At 72.6% G+C, this 16,449-nt stretch carries 9 protein-coding genes and 1 pseudogene; all 10 read left to right on the forward strand.

The window, feature by feature from the left end:
- Window positions 1-238 precede the first annotated feature (238 nt).
- The 10 genes and pseudogenes from ACZ5FU_RS16660 (at window position 239) to ACZ5FU_RS16705 (ending at window position 16,303) form a co-directional block, all read left to right on the forward strand.
- Window positions 239-1,258, forward strand: coding sequence for a rod shape-determining protein (locus tag ACZ5FU_RS16660; protein WP_451526739.1), 1,020 nt, complete (start codon window positions 239-241; stop codon window positions 1,256-1,258).
- Between the two features lie 193 nt (window positions 1,259-1,451).
- Complete coding sequence (gene mreC, locus ACZ5FU_RS16665; protein ID WP_468643919.1) at window positions 1,452-2,393, forward strand: rod shape-determining protein MreC; 942 nt, start codon at window positions 1,452-1,454, stop codon at window positions 2,391-2,393.
- A gap of 14 nt (window positions 2,394-2,407) precedes the next feature.
- Window positions 2,408-3,079 (forward strand): rod shape-determining protein MreD, encoded by a 672-nt coding sequence (gene mreD / locus ACZ5FU_RS16670; protein WP_451775790.1) that lies wholly within the window; start codon window positions 2,408-2,410, stop codon window positions 3,077-3,079.
- Window positions 3,080-3,354: 275 nt separating this feature from the next.
- Window positions 3,355-5,613 carry a penicillin-binding protein 2 gene (gene mrdA / locus ACZ5FU_RS16675; RefSeq protein ID WP_451526742.1) on the forward strand — a complete coding sequence of 753 codons (2,259 nt, stop codon included), beginning with the start codon at window positions 3,355-3,357 and terminating at the stop codon, window positions 5,611-5,613.
- Window positions 5,610-6,809 carry a rod shape-determining protein RodA gene (gene rodA / locus ACZ5FU_RS16680; RefSeq protein ID WP_451526743.1) on the forward strand — a complete coding sequence of 400 codons (1,200 nt, stop codon included), beginning with the start codon at window positions 5,610-5,612 and terminating at the stop codon, window positions 6,807-6,809. The genes mrdA and rodA overlap by 4 nt, the downstream gene beginning before the upstream one ends.
- Before the next feature lie 98 nt (window positions 6,810-6,907).
- Complete coding sequence (locus ACZ5FU_RS16685) at window positions 6,908-8,494, forward strand: CYTH and CHAD domain-containing protein (RefSeq protein ID WP_468836170.1); 1,587 nt, start codon at window positions 6,908-6,910, stop codon at window positions 8,492-8,494.
- Window positions 8,495-8,576: 82 nt separating this feature from the next.
- Window positions 8,577-10,502 carry a TIGR03960 family B12-binding radical SAM protein gene (locus ACZ5FU_RS16690; RefSeq protein ID WP_451526745.1) on the forward strand — a complete coding sequence of 642 codons (1,926 nt, stop codon included), beginning with the start codon at window positions 8,577-8,579 and terminating at the stop codon, window positions 10,500-10,502.
- A 228-nt stretch (window positions 10,503-10,730) separates the two neighbouring features.
- Window positions 10,731-10,926: pseudogene (locus tag ACZ5FU_RS16695) on the forward strand (hypothetical protein); the annotation flags it as partial.
- 210 nt (window positions 10,927-11,136) lie between these two features.
- Window positions 11,137-11,901, forward strand: a complete 765-nt coding sequence (locus ACZ5FU_RS16700; RefSeq protein WP_468836164.1) for a TIGR03936 family radical SAM-associated protein — start codon at window positions 11,137-11,139, stop codon at window positions 11,899-11,901.
- 277 nt (window positions 11,902-12,178) lie between these two features.
- Window positions 12,179-16,303, forward strand: a complete 4,125-nt coding sequence (locus ACZ5FU_RS16705; protein ID WP_468836159.1) for an Rne/Rng family ribonuclease — start codon at window positions 12,179-12,181, stop codon at window positions 16,301-16,303.
- Window positions 16,304-16,449: the final 146 nt, after the last annotated feature.

The following is a 16,449-nucleotide window of genomic DNA, read 5'->3' on the forward strand; positions in this document are numbered from 1 at the left end:
CGTACGATTTCGGCCGTCCCTCGGCATATGCGTACCGATCGGGGGAACGCATGCCCCCGATGGCCCGTCTCCACAAGCGGGGCGCCGCGGCATCTGATGACAATGGCGAAGACCCTCGCGCAGTGTCCGTGCAGGCGCGTCTACGATGTAATCCTTCACGTCACAGCACCCACCTCGCCGACCTGAAAAGCCCTCACGAGCTCATGGGAAGGCCAGTCGAATCCTGATGGGGAACTCAATGTCGTTCATCGGCCGTGACATGGCTGTCGACCTCGGGACCGCCAACACGCTGGTGTACGTCAGGGGTCGTGGGATCGTACTCAACGAGCCGTCCGTCGTCGCGATCAACACCAACACCGGTGGCATCCTCGCGGTCGGCGCCGAAGCGAAGAAGATGATCGGACGGACCCCCGGCAACATCGTCGCCGTGCGTCCGCTGAAGGACGGCGTCATCGCCGACTTCGAGATCACCGAGCGGATGCTCCGCTACTTCATCCTGAAGATCCACAAGCGGCGGTATCTGGCCAGGCCGCGGGTCGTCGTCTGCGTGCCCTCGGGCATCACGGGCGTCGAGCGCCGCGCCGTCATCGAGGCGTCGACCCAGGCCGGCGCCCGCCAGGTGCACATCATCGAGGAGCCCATGGCCGCGGCCATCGGCTCCGGCCTGCCGGTCCACGAGGCCACGGGCAACATGGTGGTGGACATCGGCGGCGGCACCACGGAGGTCGCGGTCATCTCGCTCGGCGGCATCGTCACCGCCCAGTCCATCCGCGTCGCGGGCGACGAGCTGGACAACGCGATCATCCAGCACATCAAGAAGGAGTACAGCCTCCTCCTCGGTGAGCGCAGTGCCGAGCAGATCAAGATCACGATCGGTTCGGCGTACGACCTCGACTCCGACGAGCACACCGAAATCCGCGGCCGGGACCTCGTCTCCGGACTGCCCAAGACCGTCGTCATCTCGGCCGCCGAAGTGCGCAAGGCGATCGAGGAACCCGTCAACGCGATCGTCGACGCGGTGAAGACCACCCTCGACAAGTGTCCGCCGGAGCTGTCCGGCGACATCATGGACCGCGGAATCGTCCTGACCGGCGGCGGGGCCCTGCTGCGCGGACTGGACGAGCGGCTGCGCCGGGAGACCGGCATGCCCATCCACATCGCCGAGGACCCGCTGGACAGCGTGGCGCTCGGATCCGGCAAGTGCGTCGAGGAGTTCGAGGCGCTCCAGCAGGTCCTGGACGCGGCGCCGCGCAGATGACGTGACGCTCCGATTCCGCCGTACGGGACGATCGCCTCTCGTGCGGCGGATCGTTGCTCCCGAGGCAGCGGATCGTTGCTCCCGAGGCATAAGATCCTCGAAAGCCTCCAAGCCCCCCCGTACCGCACCCCGGACTTCACCGGGGGCAACCCCAATTCCCGCATTCCTATGAGGAAGGGCACGGCCGCCGCACGTGAGGGACACACGAGAGAGCCGGCTGCTCCTGGTGCTGCTGATCGCCGTCGCGTTCGCGCTGATCACGGTCGACATCCGCGGCGGGGAGGACTCCCCGGTCGACGGTGCCCGGCAGGCCGCCGCCGCGGCCTTCGGCCCGGTCGAGGACGGGGTGGCGTCGGCGGTGGACCCCGTCGGCGACGCCGTCTCCGCCGTACGCGACTCCGGTGAGCGCCACGACCGGCTCGCCGCGCTGGAGAAGGAGAACGCCGCCCTCAAGGCGGAACTCGGCAGCGACGACCGCAACCGCAGCCGCCTGGCGCAGCTCGACAAGATCCTCAAGACCGCCGGCGCCGGCCGGTACGGCATCAAGGGCGCCGAGGTCATCGCGATCGGAGCGGCCCAGGGCTTCTCCTGGACCGTCACCATCGACGTCGGCGCGAACGACGGCATCAAGCGCGACATGACGGTCCTCAACGGCGACGGACTGGTCGGCCGGGTCACCACCGTCGGACCGAACACCGCCACCGTCCTGCTCGCCAGCGACCCCGACTTCACCGTCGGCACCCGCATGGAGGCGTCCGACGAACTGGGCTTCGCCTCCGGACAGGGCGACCGCCCGCTGCGCGTCGAACTCCTCAACGGCAAGGCCGAGGTGCACAAGGGCGACCGTCTGGTCACCTTCGGCTCGCAGGCCGACAAGCCGTTCGTACCCGGCGTGCCGGTCGGCGTGGTCTCCCGCGTCGACCCGTCCGGCGGCGACCTCACCCGCACCCTCTACGTCACGCCGTACGTCAGCTTCACCAAGCTCGACATCGTCGGCGTCGTCGTCGAGGCACCGAAGAAGGACCCGCGCGACACCGTGCTGCCCACCAAGCCCAAGCCGGTCCCCACGCCGACGGTGACCGTCACGGTCACCCCGAACGCGAACGCACCCGCCGAAGGCCAGGAAGAGCAGTAGGAGCTGACTACCCCATGCGCGCCAACCGGATCCTGCTCTCCGTCCCGCTGATCGTCGTCGCCCTGGTGATCCAGGTGAGCGTCCTCGCCCGCCTGCACCTGCCCGGCGCCGTCCCCGACCTGCTCCTCCTCACCGTCCTGGGCCTCGCCCTGGTCTACGGCCACGTCGGCGGCGCCCTCATCGGCTTCGGCGCCGGACTGCTCGCCGACCTCGCCCCGCCCGCCGACCACGCCGCCGGCCGCTACGCCCTCGTGCTGTGCGTCATCGGCTACCTGGCCGGGCTCGTCAAGCCGGAGACCGGCCGCATCAAGTCGGCCACCGGCCCGATGCTCGTCGTGGTCGCCGCCGCCATCGGCTCCACCCTGCTGTACGCCGGCGTCGGCGCCCTCGTCGGAGACACCGCCGCCCGCCACGTCGGCCTCACCGGCCTGCTGTTCTCGGCGGCCCTGTACGACCTGCTGCTCGCCCCCTTCGTCGTGCCGGGCGTGATGTTCCTGGCCCGGCGCGCGGACAACGACCCGCTCGCCGAGACCACCTCCGCCGCCAAGAAGCCCGACATCTCCTCCGGGTGGCTCTCCTCCGGCACCGGTCTGCGCATCGGCGGCCAGCGCGGCGGCCTGAGGATGAAGGCGGTCCGCTCCCGGGCGACCCGTGCCGGGCGCATCAAGGGGGTCAAGCGGCTGTGATCGCGGGGGAGTCGAGGACGGGTGACGCGCGGGAGACCTCCGGTGGCGTCCCGCGTGCGGACGACGCCCGCGGGTTCACCCGAACGGGGCCGCCGGGGCGGAACGAGGCCTCACCGGCGGATCGTTCATCATGCGTACGCACACCCGTCGGCACACGCACCTCCGCCGGCACACATCCACCCGCCGGCAGACATCCGTCCACCGGCACACGTCCGTCCACCGGCGTCCGCGTCCGGGCACACGCGTCCGCGCACTGAGAGGGGGAGACAGCCGCAGTGACCAACATCCCCGAGACCGGGAGGACCCCACGGGTCCAGATCCGGCTCGTCGTGATCCAGATCCTCGTCCTCTCCCTCCTCGGCACCCTCGGCGGCCGGCTGTGGTACCTCCAGATCCGTGAGGGCGCGGAGTACGCCAAGGAGGCCTCCGGCAACCACGTCCAGCAGGTCGTCGAGCCCGCCGTGCGCGGCTCCATCCTGGACGCGCGAGGAGTCCCCCTCGCGGACAACGAGACACGGCTCGTCGTCTCCGCCTCCCGTACCGAACTGCTGAAGCAGAAGGACGACGGCAAGGCCGTCCTGGCCAAGCTCGCCGGCGTCCTCGGCATGAGCGCCGAGGACGTCACGCTGAAGGTCCGGCTGTGCGACGCGCAGACCCCCCAGCCCTGCTGGAACGGCTCGCCCTACCAGCCGATCCCCATCACCGACGAGGCCACGCCCAGGCAGGCCCTCCAGATCCGCGAGCGCGCCGAGGACTTCCCCGGCATCACCGCCGAACCCGAGGCCGTGCGCCGCTACACGAGCCCCGGCGCGGCCAACACCGCCCAGGTCCTCGGCTACCTCTCCCCGGTCACCGACGAGGAGATCACCAAGGCCCAGGACACCGACTCGCCCTTCCTGCGCTCCGACCAGGTCGGCCGGTCCGGACTGGAGCGCCAGTACGACAAGGAACTGCGCGGCAAGGCCGGCGTCACCCGCTACGAGGTCGACAACCTCGGCCGGGTCATCGGCGAGGCCGAGGCCGACCCGGCACAGCCCGGCTCCAACCTCGTCACCAGCATCGACGCCCGCGTCCAGCGGGTCGCCGAGTACGAGCTGAACGAGGCGATGAAGGAAGCCCGCAAGCAGTTCGACAAGAACACCAACGAGAACTACAAGGCCGACGCCGGCGCGGTCGTCGTGATGGAGGCCAAGACCGGCCGCGTGGTCGCCATGGCGTCCAACCCGAACTACGACCCCAACGCCTGGGTGGGCGGCATCTCCGCCAAGGACTACAAGAAGCTCACCGGGAAGTCCTCCAACTACCCGCTGCTCAACCGGGCCATACAGGGTCAGGCGGCCCCCGGCTCGATCTTCAAGGTGGTCTCCACGGCCGCCGCGGTCCAGGCGGGCTACGAGTTCGACGGCCGGTACAACTGCTCCAGCTCGTACTCCGTCGGCGGCCAGGTCTTCAAGAACTTCGAGTCCCAGAACCACGGCCCGATCACCCTCGGCCGTGCCCTGGAGGTCTCCTGCGACACCGTCTTCTACTCCCTCGCCCACCAGCAGTGGCAGAAGGACGGCGGCATCGACCCCAAGGGCAAGCCGAAGGACTACTTCTACAAGACCGCCCACCAGTTCGGCCTCGGCGAGGAGACCGGCATCGACCTCCCCAACGAGGTCAGCGGCCGCGTCCCCGACCGCGAGTGGAAGCAGTCCTACTGGGACGCCAACAAGGCCGGCTGGTGCAAGACCGGCAAGAAGGACGGCAGTTACGTCGAGAAGATCGCGTACGAGAACTGCCTCGAAGGCAACAAGATGCGCGCCGGTGACGAGATCAACTACTCCATCGGCCAGGGCGACACCCTGGTGACCCCCATCCAGATGGCCACCATCTACGCGGCCATCGCCAACGGCGGCACGCTGTACGACCCCACGGTCGGCAAGGCCGTCGTCAGCCCCGACGGCAAGACGGTCCAGGAGATCGAGCCGAAGGCGCACGGCAAGCTGCCCGTCAGCAAGCAGACCCTGGCCCAGATGGACGAGGCCCTCGCCGGCGTGGCCACCCGCGGCACCGCGGCCTGGCGCTTCGGCGGCTGGCCGCAGGACAAGATCGAGATGCACGCCAAGACCGGCACCGCCGAGGTCTACGGCAAGCAGACGACGTCCTGGTTCGCCACGTACACCAAGGACTACTCGATCGTGATGACGATCTCCCAGGGTGGTACGGGTTCCGGCGCCTCCGGCCCGGCCGTGCGGAACATATACGACGCTCTGTACGGCGTCTCCGACGACGGCGTGATCAACAAGAAGAACGCGCTGCTGCCCACCCCGCAGAAGACCCTGCCGAAGATCAAGACGGACGGCACGATCGCCTCCCCGAAGATCTCCAAGGACCCGGCGAAGGAGCAGCAGGCCTATCAGAAGGCCACCGGGACCGCCACCCCCGCCCCGGACGGGACGCAGCAGGGGGCGACCACCGCCTCACCCGAGGCCACCAACCGCGACACGCGGCGGCGAGGACGCCGGCGGGGAAGCCGGAGGAAGTGCACATGAGCAGCGCGAACGGCTTCTCCGTCTCCGGGTACGGGCCCGAACGGGCCGGCTGGACGCGGATCCTCGCCCGCGACTCGCTGGCGCGGCGCCTGGACTGGCCGATACTGCTGGCGGCGATCGCGCTGTCGCTGATCGGCTCCCTGCTGGTGTACTCCGCGACCCGCAACCGCACCGAGATCAACCAGGGCGACCCGTACTTCTTCCTGCTGCGGCACCTGCTGAACACCGGCATCGGACTCGTCCTGATGATCGGCACGGTCTGGCTCGGCCACCGCACGCTGCGCAACGCCGTACCGATCCTGTACGGCCTGTCGGTCCTGCTGATCCTGCTGGTGCTCACCCCGCTCGGCTCCACCGTCAACGGCGCGCACTCCTGGATCCAGCTCGGCGGCGGCTTCTCGCTCCAGCCCTCGGAGTTCGTGAAGATCACGATCATCCTGGGCATGGCGATGCTGCTGGCGGCGCGGGTCGACGCCGGCGACAAGCCCTACCCCGACCACCGCACGGTGCTCCAGGCCCTCGGCCTGGCCGCCGTACCGATGGCGATCGTCATGCTGATGCCCGACCTCGGGTCGGTCATGGTCATGGTCATCATCGTGCTCGGCGTGCTGCTGGCCTCCGGCGCCTCCAACCGGTGGGTCTTCGGACTGCTCGGCACGGGCGTCGCCGGTGCGCTCGCCGTCTGGCAGCTGCACATCCTGGACGACTACCAGATCGCCCGCTTCGCGGCCTTCGCCAACCCCAGCCTCGACCCCGCCGGCGTCGGCTACAACACCAACCAGGCGCGCATCGCCATCGGTTCGGGCGGGCTGACCGGGTCAGGGCTGTTCGAGGGCTCGCAGACGACCGGCCAGTTCGTGCCCGAGCAGCAGACGGACTTCGTGTTCACGGTCGCCGGCGAGGAACTGGGCTTCGTCGGCGGCGGCCTCATCATCGTGCTGCTCGGCGTCGTGCTGTGGCGGGCCTGCCGCATCGCCCGCGAGACGACCGAGCTGTACGGCACGATCGTCGCCGCCGGGATAGTCGCCTGGTTCGCCTTCCAGGCCTTCGAGAACATCGGCATGACTCTCGGCATCATGCCGGTCACCGGCCTGCCCCTGCCCTTCGTGTCCTACGGCGGCACGTCGATGTTCGCGGTGTGGGTCGCGGTCGGACTGCTGCAGTCGATCCGGGTCCAGCGGCCCATGTCGGCCTGAGCACCCCGCACCACCGCACCCGTCCCACCCCGCGCACGGCGGAAGTCGAGCCCGGCCGGCCCTGCCGTCCCGGGCTCGACCGCCACTAGATTCGGGTCATGACGGAGACGAAACGCGAGGTCGAGCGCAAGTACGCATCCGATGACGGCGAGCTGCCCGACCTGACGGGCGTCACCGGGGTCGCCGCCGTCCTCGACCGGGGCATCACCGAACTGGACGCCACCTACTACGACACCGCCGACGCCCGGCTCGCCGCCGCCTCCCTCACCCTGCGGCGCCGCACCGGAGGCTCCGACGCGGGCTGGCACCTGAAGTTCCCCGTCGCCCCCGGCGTCCGCGACGAGATCCGGGCACCGCTGTCCGACACCCTCCCGCGCGCCCTCGCCGGACTGGTCCGCTCCCGGGTACGGGACGCCGAGCTGGCACCGGTCGTCCGGCTCCGCTCCGCCCGCGACGTCCGCGAGCTGCTCGACGCGCAGGGCGGGCTGCTCGCCGAGGTCAGCGCGGACACGGTGCGCGCCGACCGGCTGACCGGGGACGGCGGCTCCGCCCGGTGGACCGAGATCGAGGTGGAGCTCGCCGACGGCGGCGACCCCGGCTTCCTCGACGAGGTGGAGAAACGCCTCCGCGAGGCGGGCGTACGGCCGTCCGGGTCGGCGTCGAAACTGGCGCGCGCACTGGCGGAGACGGAACCGGGGCGGAAGAAGGACGGCAGGCCCGAGCGCAAGCCGCGGGCCGGCGCGGAGCGCGCCGCCGGGAAGACCGCGACCGACGCCGCGGCGACCGCCGGGGACCACGTCCTGGCGTACCTGCGCACCCAGCGGGACGCGATCGTCGCCCTGGACCCCGCCGTCCGCCGGGAGCTGCCCGACTCCGTGCACGGCATGCGCGTCGCCACCCGCCGGCTGCGCAGCGCCCTCCGCTCCTACGCCAAGGTCCTCGACCGCGCCGTCACCGACCCGGTCGGCGAGGAGCTGAAGTGGCTCGCCGGGGAACTGGGCGTGGACCGCGACCAGGAGGTGCTGACCGACCGGCTGACGGCCGCCCTGGAGGCCCTGCCGCGCCCGCTGGTCGTCGGCCCCGTCCGCAACCGGCTCCGCACCTGGGCGCGGGCGCGCGGCGGCGGCTCACGCCGGCGCCTGATCGCCGTACTGGACGGCGCGCGGTACCTGGCGCTGCTGGACACCCTGGACCGGCTCGTCGACGAGCCGCCCCTGCTGCCGGCCGCCGCGGACACCCCGCGCAAGACGCTCGCCAAGGCCGTGCGCAAGGACTTCGCGGGGGTCGCCGCACTGGTCGAGGAGGCACTCGCACAGCCGCCGGGCACCGGCCGGGACCTGGCCCTGCACGAGGCACGCAAGAAGGCCAAGCGGACCCGCTACTCGGCCGAGGCCGCCACGCCCGCGCTCGGCGCGCCCGCCGCCGACCTGGTCCGTCGCGTGAAGTCCCTCCAGGGACTGCTCGGCGACCACCAGGACAGCGTCATGGCCCGTGAGGCCCTGCGCGACCTCGCCGCCCGGGCGCACGCGGCGGGGGAGAGCGCCTTCACCTACGGAGTGCTCCACGGCAGGGAGGAACGGCGGGCGGAACTGTCGGAGGCGGCACTCCCGCGGACATGGGAGACGATCCGCGCGGCGGCGGTCCGGGGCCGCGGGGACCTTCCGGCGTTCGGGGACGCCCCGTGAGCGGGTTAGGCTAGATGGTCACCCTCCCCCAGCCCCTCCGGCCGGGGGTGCCCCCCAGCCAGCTCACGAAGGTAACCTCGCGATGTCTGTCGAGTCGGTCTTCCCGCAGCTCGAAGCTCTGCTCCCGCACGTGCAGAAGCCGATCCAGTACGTCGGCGGCGAGCTCAACTCCACGGTCAAGCCCTGGGAGTCCTGCGACGTCCGCTGGGCGCTGATGTACCCGGACGCCTACGAGGTCGGGCTCCCCAACCAGGGCGTCATGATCCTCTACGAGGTCCTCAACGAGCAGGAGGGCGTCCTCGCCGAGCGCACGTACAGCGTGTGGCCGGACCTGGAGGCCCTGATGCGCGAGCACCGGGTCCCGCAGTTCACCGTGGACAGCCACCGCCCGGTGAAGGCCTTCGACGTGTTCGGCCTGTCCTTCTCCACCGAGCTGGGCTACACCAACATGCTGACCGCGCTGGACCTGGCGGGCATCCCGCTGGAGTCCCGGGACCGCGGTCTCGACGACCCGATCGTGCTGGCCGGCGGCCACGCGGCCTTCAACCCCGAGCCGATCGCCGACTTCATCGACGCGGCGGTCATCGGCGACGGCGAGCAGGCCGTGCTCGACATGACGAGGATCATCCGGGAGTGGAAGGCCGAAGGCCGTCCGGGCGGCCGCGAGGAGGTCCTCTTCCGCCTGGCGAAGACCGGCGGCGTGTACATCCCGCGCTTCTACGACGTCGAGTACCTGCCGGACGGCCGCATCGCCCGCGTCGTGCCCAACCGGTCCGGCGTCCCGTGGCGGGTGTCGAAGCACACGGTCATGGACCTCGACGAGTGGCCGTACCCCAAGCAGCCCCTCGTCCCGCTCGCCGAGACGGTGCACGAGCGGATGTCGGTGGAGATCTTCCGCGGCTGCACCCGCGGCTGCCGCTTCTGCCAGGCCGGCATGATCACCCGCCCGGTCCGCGAGCGCTCCATCACCGGCATCGGCGAGATGGTGGAGAAGGGCCTGAAGGCGACCGGCTTCGAGGAGGTCGGCCTGCTGTCCCTGTCCTCCGCCGACCACAGCGAGATCGGTGACGTCGCCAAGGGCCTCGCGGACCGCTACGAAGAAGACAAGATCGGCCTCTCGCTGCCCTCGACCCGCGTGGACGCCTTCAACGTCGACCTGGCCAACGAGCTGACGCGCAACGGCCGCCGGTCCGGCCTCACCTTCGCCCCCGAGGGCGGCTCCGAGCGCATGCGCAAGGTCATCAACAAGATGGTCTCGGAAGAGGACCTGATCCGCACCGTCGCCACCGCGTACGGCAACGGCTGGCGCCAGGTGAAGCTGTACTTCATGTGCGGCCTGCCGACGGAGACCGACGAGGACGTCCTGCAGATCGCCGACATGGCGACCCGCGTCATCCAGAAGGGCCGCGAGGTCTCCGGCGCCAACGACATCCGCTGCACGGTCTCCATCGGCGGCTTCGTGCCCAAACCGCACACCCCGTTCCAGTGGGCGCCGCAGCTCTCCGCCGAGGAGACGGACGCCCGCCTGGAGAAGCTCCGCGACAAGATCCGCGGCGACAAGAAGTACGGCCGCTCGATCGGCTTCCGCTACCACGACGGCAAGCCCGGCATCGTCGAAGGCCTCCTGTCCCGTGGCGACCGCCGCATCGGCGCCGTCATCCGCGCCGTCTACGAGGACGGCGGCCGCTTCGACGGCTGGCGCGAGCACTTCTCCTACGACCGCTGGATGAGCTGCGCCGACAAGGCCCTGGCCCCCTCCGGCGTGGACGTCGACTGGTACACCACCCGTGAGCGCGGCTACGAGGAGGTCCTGCCCTGGGACCACCTGGACTCCGGCCTCGACAAGGACTGGCTCTGGGAGGACTGGCAGGACGCCCTCGACGAGACCGAGGTCGAGGACTGCCGCTGGACGCCGTGCTTCGACTGCGGCGTGTGCCCGGCGATGGACACGTCCATCCAGATCGGGCCCACGGGCAAGAAGCTGCTGCCGCTGACGGTCGTGAAGTAGCGGCACCCCGCACGGGAGGGCCCGGCCGCACCGAACGGTGCGGCCGGGCCCTCGTGCGTTCCGGGGCAGGGCGGGTCGGCCGTCGTCGTCAGCCGGTGCGGCGGGGCGGCGGGATCCGGACCGGCCGCCCCGGCTTCCTCGCGGGTACGGACCTCGACGAACCGTCCGGGGCACCGCCCGCTCGGCAGCCCGCGCCGCAGCAGCCCGAGGGGGTGTCTCGTCGTCGCGATCCGGCTGCCGGTGCGGATCGTCGCGCTCGTCCTGGTCCTGCCGGTGCGCATGGCGTGGGACGCGCTCCTCGTCGCCGGCCGCTTCCTGGACCGCGCCCTGCTGTGCCCGCCCGGCCCTGCTGTGGCTGGGCCGGGTCCTGGTGGTCCTGCCCCTGGCGGGCCTGCGGCGGTACGTCGTCGTCCCCGCCGGCAAGCCCCTGGCCGCCGTCCGCGCGTCGGTGCGGCGGGCGCGTGCCGGAGCGCGGCGGTCGCCGTTCGGCGGGCCCCGGCGGCCGGAGCCCGTGGCCCGGCGGGAACCTTCCGGGCGCGGGGCACGTACTCTTGATAGCAGTACGACCGCTCTCACGAAGGACTGAACGACACTGGGCAAGCGACAGCCCGAAGGCCCGCCGCCCGCACCCGCGGTGCAGCGCATCCGCTTGCGCTACACCAAGCGCGGCCGCCTCCGGTTCACCAGCCACCGTGACTTCCAGCGTGCCTTCGAGCGCGCGTTGCGCCGTGCCGAGGTACCGATGGCGTACTCGGCCGGGTTCACGCCGCACCCGAAGGTGTCGTACGCCAATGCCGCACCCACCGGCACGGGCAGCGAGGCGGAGTACCTGGAGATCGCGCTCACCGCGGCGCGGGATCCGCAGAAGCTGTGTGAGCTGCTCGACGAGTCGCTGCCCACCGGGCTCGACATCGTCGACGCGGTCGAGGCCCGTACGTCCGGGCTCGCCGACCGGCTCACGGCCTCCGTGTGGGAGATGCGCCTGCCGGGCGTGGACCCCGCGGAAGCCGACCGCGCGGTGGCCGCCTTCGTCGCGGCCGACACCGTCGAGGTCCAGCGGCTGATGAAGAACGGCGTCCGCACCTTCGACGCCCGATCCGCCGTCGTCCACCTCGAGACACTGGATCCACAGGCCGATAGGCCGACGGACCAGCCCTGTGCGATACTGCGGCTGGTTGTTCGGCACGTGACGCCTGCCGTTCGACCCGACGACGTCCTGTCCGGTCTTCGCGCCGTGGCCGACCTGGCGCCGCCGGTCCCCGCAGGGGTGACCAGGCTGGCGCAGGGGCTGCTCGATGAAGAGACCGGCGCGGTGACCGACCCGCTCGCGCCCGACCGCGAGGCAGCCGAGGCCCTGACAACGGCCGATGCGACTGCCGCCGCGAAGGCGCCGGCGTAAGGAAGGTTCCGCACAGGGACGCACGTCGTAGCGCAGCCCTCGCACTCGGGAGCCACCTGGGTCGGGCGGCGCACCGACCACAAGACTTTCGCCAGGCCGTGCACATTCGGTGTACGGAACCGGCGAGACAGGACACTAGAGAGCTCCCGTGCGGCGCCCGCGCCCCGGACGGCGGCACCGCGCACAGCGCGAGCCGCGGACGTCAACGGTGACCGATCCTCCGTGATCGGCGCCGGACCAGCGCGGCGCCCGGGAGCCTGACGGGAGATACGCCCGCATGCTCGAACCGACCGAATCCACCGGGTCCGTTCCGGATTCCGCATCGAACAACACCCCGAGCGACACCCTGCCGCCGCGTCGTCGGCGCCGTGCCGCCTCCCGGCCGGCGGGTCCGCCGGCCGGCGCCGCCGAGGTCTCCGCCGAGACCGTCGAGCCGACCGTCGCGGTCGCCGAGTCCGCCGCCGACCTGGCCGCGGAGGACATCGAGGAGGAGACGGCGGCCGACACCGCCGCCGAGGCCCCCGCGCCGGCCGAGGAGGCGGCTCCCGCCGCCCGTCCGCGCCGGCGTGCCACCCGCCGGGCGTCCGCGCCCGCCGGTGCTCCGGCCGCCGCGGCCGAGACCGCCGAGACCGTGGTGCCCGCGGCCGCGGCGCCGGTGGAGCCGGCCGAGGCCGTCGCCGTCGCGGCCGAGGCCCCCGCCGAGGAACCCGCACCGCGCCGCACCCGCCGCCGGGCCACCCGTACCGTGACGGCACCCGCCGCCGTGGAACAGACCGCCGAGACCCCGGCAACCGCCGAGAGCGTGGCCCCCGAGGCCCCCGAGGCCGCCGTGACGGCGGAGCCCGCCGAGGCCGCGCCCGCCGGGCGGACCCGCCGCAGGGCCACGCGCCGGGCGACGGCACCCACCGGCGCACCGCAGGCGACCGAGCCCGCCGAGTCCGTCGTGGCCGCCGAGGCGCCCGCCGCGACCGAGCAGGCCGAACCCGCCGAGGCGCCCGCCGCCGAGGAGGCCCCGCGCCGTACGCGCCGTCGGGCCGCCCGTGCCGCCGCCGCGCCCGCGGAGGCGCCGGAGCAGGCCGAGGCCCCCGCCGAGCCCGCTGCCGAGCCCGCCGTCGTGGAGGCGAAGGCGCCCGAGGCGCCCGCGCCGCAGGCCGAGGAGGAGGCCGGCCCCCGCCGTGGGCGCCGCCGCGTGACCCGCAAGGCCGCCGTCGGATTCTCCGCGCCCTCGCGTCCGGCCGGTGAGGAGGACGCCCCGCGTCGTCCCGCCCGCCCCGCGGTCGCGGTGTTCCAGGCGCCCGTGTTCACCGAGCCGCGCTTCCAGACGCCCGAGCGCGCCGCCGCCGAGGCCGCCGCCGCGGGCGCCGAGGTGGAGGAGCCCGTCGAGGAGCCCGTGGCGCCCGTCGAGGCCGTCGAGGAGCTCACCGAGGAGCAGACCGGGTCGCGGCGCCGCCGCAGGCGTCGGGGCGCCGGCCCCGCCGAGGAGCCCGCCGAGCAGGCCAGGACCGCCGAACCCGCCGCCGAGGACGAGACGGAGCCGGAGGAGGCCGACGAGGCCGCCGACGACGCCGCCGAGGGTGACGACGACACCGACGAGGGCGCGTCGCGCCGCCGTCGCCGCCGGGGCGGACGTCGCCGCCGTCGCGGTGACAGCGCCGAGGGCGACTCCGGTGACGCCGACGCCGACGACCTGGCCGCCGAGCAGGCCGCGCAGGACGCCGAGGACACCGCCGAGCAGGAGGACGAGGACGCCGAGGAGGGCTCCGACGACGACGAGACGGGCTCCACCGCGGGCAGCCGCCGTCGCCGTCGCCGTCGCCGCCGTGCCGGGGACTCCTCGGCCGAGGCCGAGCCGGGCGCCGGTGACCCGGAGCGCACCGTCGTCAAGGTCCGCGAGCCGCGCAAGGCCGGCGAGCCGTCCGACGAGGTCCAGTCCATCAAGGGCTCGACCCGTCTGGAGGCGAAGAAGCAGCGCCGCCGCGAGGGCCGTGAGCAGGGCCGCCGCCGCGTCCCGATCATCACCGAGGCCGAGTTCCTGGCCCGCCGCGAGGCCGTCGAGCGCGTGATGGTCGTCCGCCAGCACGGCGACCGCACGCAGATCGGCGTCCTGGAGGACGGCGTGCTCGTCGAGCACTACGTCAACAAGGAGCAGGCCACCTCCTACGTCGGCAACGTCTACCTGGGCAAGGTCCAGAACGTGCTGCCGTCGATGGAGGCCGCCTTCATCGACATCGGCAAGGGCCGCAACGCCGTCCTGTACGCCGGTGAGGTCAACTTCGAGGCGCTGGGCATGGCCAACGGGCCGCGCCGCATCGAGGCCGCCCTGAAGTCCGGCCAGCCGGTCCTCGCCCAGGTCACCAAGGACCCGATCGGGCACAAGGGCGCCCGCCTGACCAGCCAGGTCTCCCTGCCGGGCCGCTACCTCGTGTACGTGCCCGAGGGGTCGATGACCGGCATCAGCCGCAAGCTGCCCGACACCGAGCGGGCCCGGCTGAAGAGCATCCTCAAGAAGATCGTCCCCGAGGACGCGGGCGTCATCGTGCGCACCGCCGCCGAGGGCGCGAGCGAGGACGAGCTGCGCCGTGACGTCGAGCGGCTCCAGTCGCAGTGGGAGGACATCCAGAAGAAGGCCAAGAGCGGCAACGCCCCGACGCTGCTCTACGGCGAGCCGGACATGACCGTCCGGGTCGTGCGCGACATCTTCAACGAGGACTTCACCAAGGTCGTCGTCAGCGGCGACGAGGCCTGGTCGACCATCCACGGCTACGTCTCCCACGTCGCCCCGGACCTGGCCGACCGGCTGTCGAAGTGGACCTCCGAGGTCGACGTCTTCGCCACCTACCGGATCGACGAGCAGCTCGCCAAGGCGCTGGACCGCAAGGTCTGGCTGCCCAGCGGCGGTTCGCTGGTGATCGACCGGACCGAGGCGATGGTCGTCGTCGACGTCAACACCGGCAAGTTCACCGGTCAGGGCGGCAACCTCGAGGAGACGGTCACCAGGAACAACCTGGAGGCGGCCGAGGAGATCGTGCGTCAGCTCAGGCTGCGCGACCTCGGCGGCATCATCGTCATCGACTTCATCGACATGGTGCTGGAGTCCAACCGGGACCTGGTGCTGCGGCGCCTGCTGGAGTGCCTGGGCCGGGACCGCACGAAGCACCAGGTCGCCGAGGTGACCTCGCTGGGTCTGGTGCAGATGACCCGCAAGCGGGTCGGCCAGGGCCTGCTGGAGTCGTTCTCCGAGACCTGCGTCCACTGCAACGGCCGCGGTGTCATCGTCCACCTCGACCAGCCGACCGCCGTCGGTGGCGGCGGCAAGCGCGGCAAGAAGCGCGGCCGGGGCGGCGACGCCCACGAGCACGAGCACGAGATTGCCGCCGAGACCGTGGTGAGCGCCGGCGAGGAGACCGAGAGCGCGGCCGAGGTCGCCGCCGAGGCGGCCGAGCCGGTCGCCCTGGAGGCGCCCGACTTCGAGCCCGACGAGGAGCTGTACAGCAGCGTCGCCGAGGCGGAGGCCGCCGCCGGCCGCGGCCGTGGCCGCCGCCGGTCGAGCCGCCGGGCCTCGGCCCCCGCGGGCGCGCCGAAGAGCGGTGCGCCGAAGCGGGAGGCCGTGTCCGAGCCGGTCGCGCAGGCGCCCACGGCGCAGGACGTGACCGCCGAGGCCGAGGCCGAGCGTCCGGTGCAGCCGGCCGAGGCCGCCGTCGCGCACGCCGCGCCGACGGCCGTCGAGGACCCGGTCGTCGAGACCGCCGTGGCCGAGACCCCTGCCGTCGAGGCATCCGCGACCGAGGCACCCGCCCTCGAGGAGGCGGCGCCCAAGGGCCGTACGCGCCGGCGGGCCACGCGCAAGGTGTCCGCGCCGGCCGGTTCGCCCGCCGGAGCGGAAGCCGCCGTGGTGACGGTCGCCGAGTCCGCGCAGGTTCCGGCGGAGCGGTCCGAGGCGCAGGCCGAGCCCGTCACCGAGCCGGCCGCGGAGCCCGCGCCCGAGCCGGCCGCCGAGAGCGCGGCTCCGGCCCGTCCGCGGCGCCGTGCCGTGCGCAAGGCCACCGCGCCCACCGCGCCCGAGGAGACGGCCGTCGTGGTCGTCCCGTCGGCCGCGGCGGAGACCTCGGCGGACGCCCCCGCGGCGGCCCCGGTCGAGGTGCCGGCAGAGGCTGAGGCCGCTGCCGGAGCCGAGGAGCCGGAGGAGGGCGCCCCGGCCAAGAAGACGGCCGCCCGCAAGACGGCGAAGAAGGCCACGGCGAAGAAGGCCGCAGCCAAGAAGACCGTCGCGAAGAAGACGGTCGCCAAGAAGACGACGGCGAAGAAGACGACGGCCAAGAAGGCCACGAAGGCGGCGTCGAAGACGACGACCGCGGCGGCGCAGCCGTCCGTCCCGTCCGTCTCGGCCACCACGGAGGACTGAGACCCTCCCGGCCGGCCTCGAGGCCGGCCGGACGGCGGGGGGGGGGGGCCCCCCGGGCCCCCGGGGGGGCCCCCCCCCGGCCGGGGGGGGGGCGGGGCCCCCCGCGGGTGGGGGGGGGTTTGGTGTAAGAACAAGAGGTTTTTATG

Source organism: Streptomyces sp. NPDC031554, assembly GCF_055580685.1.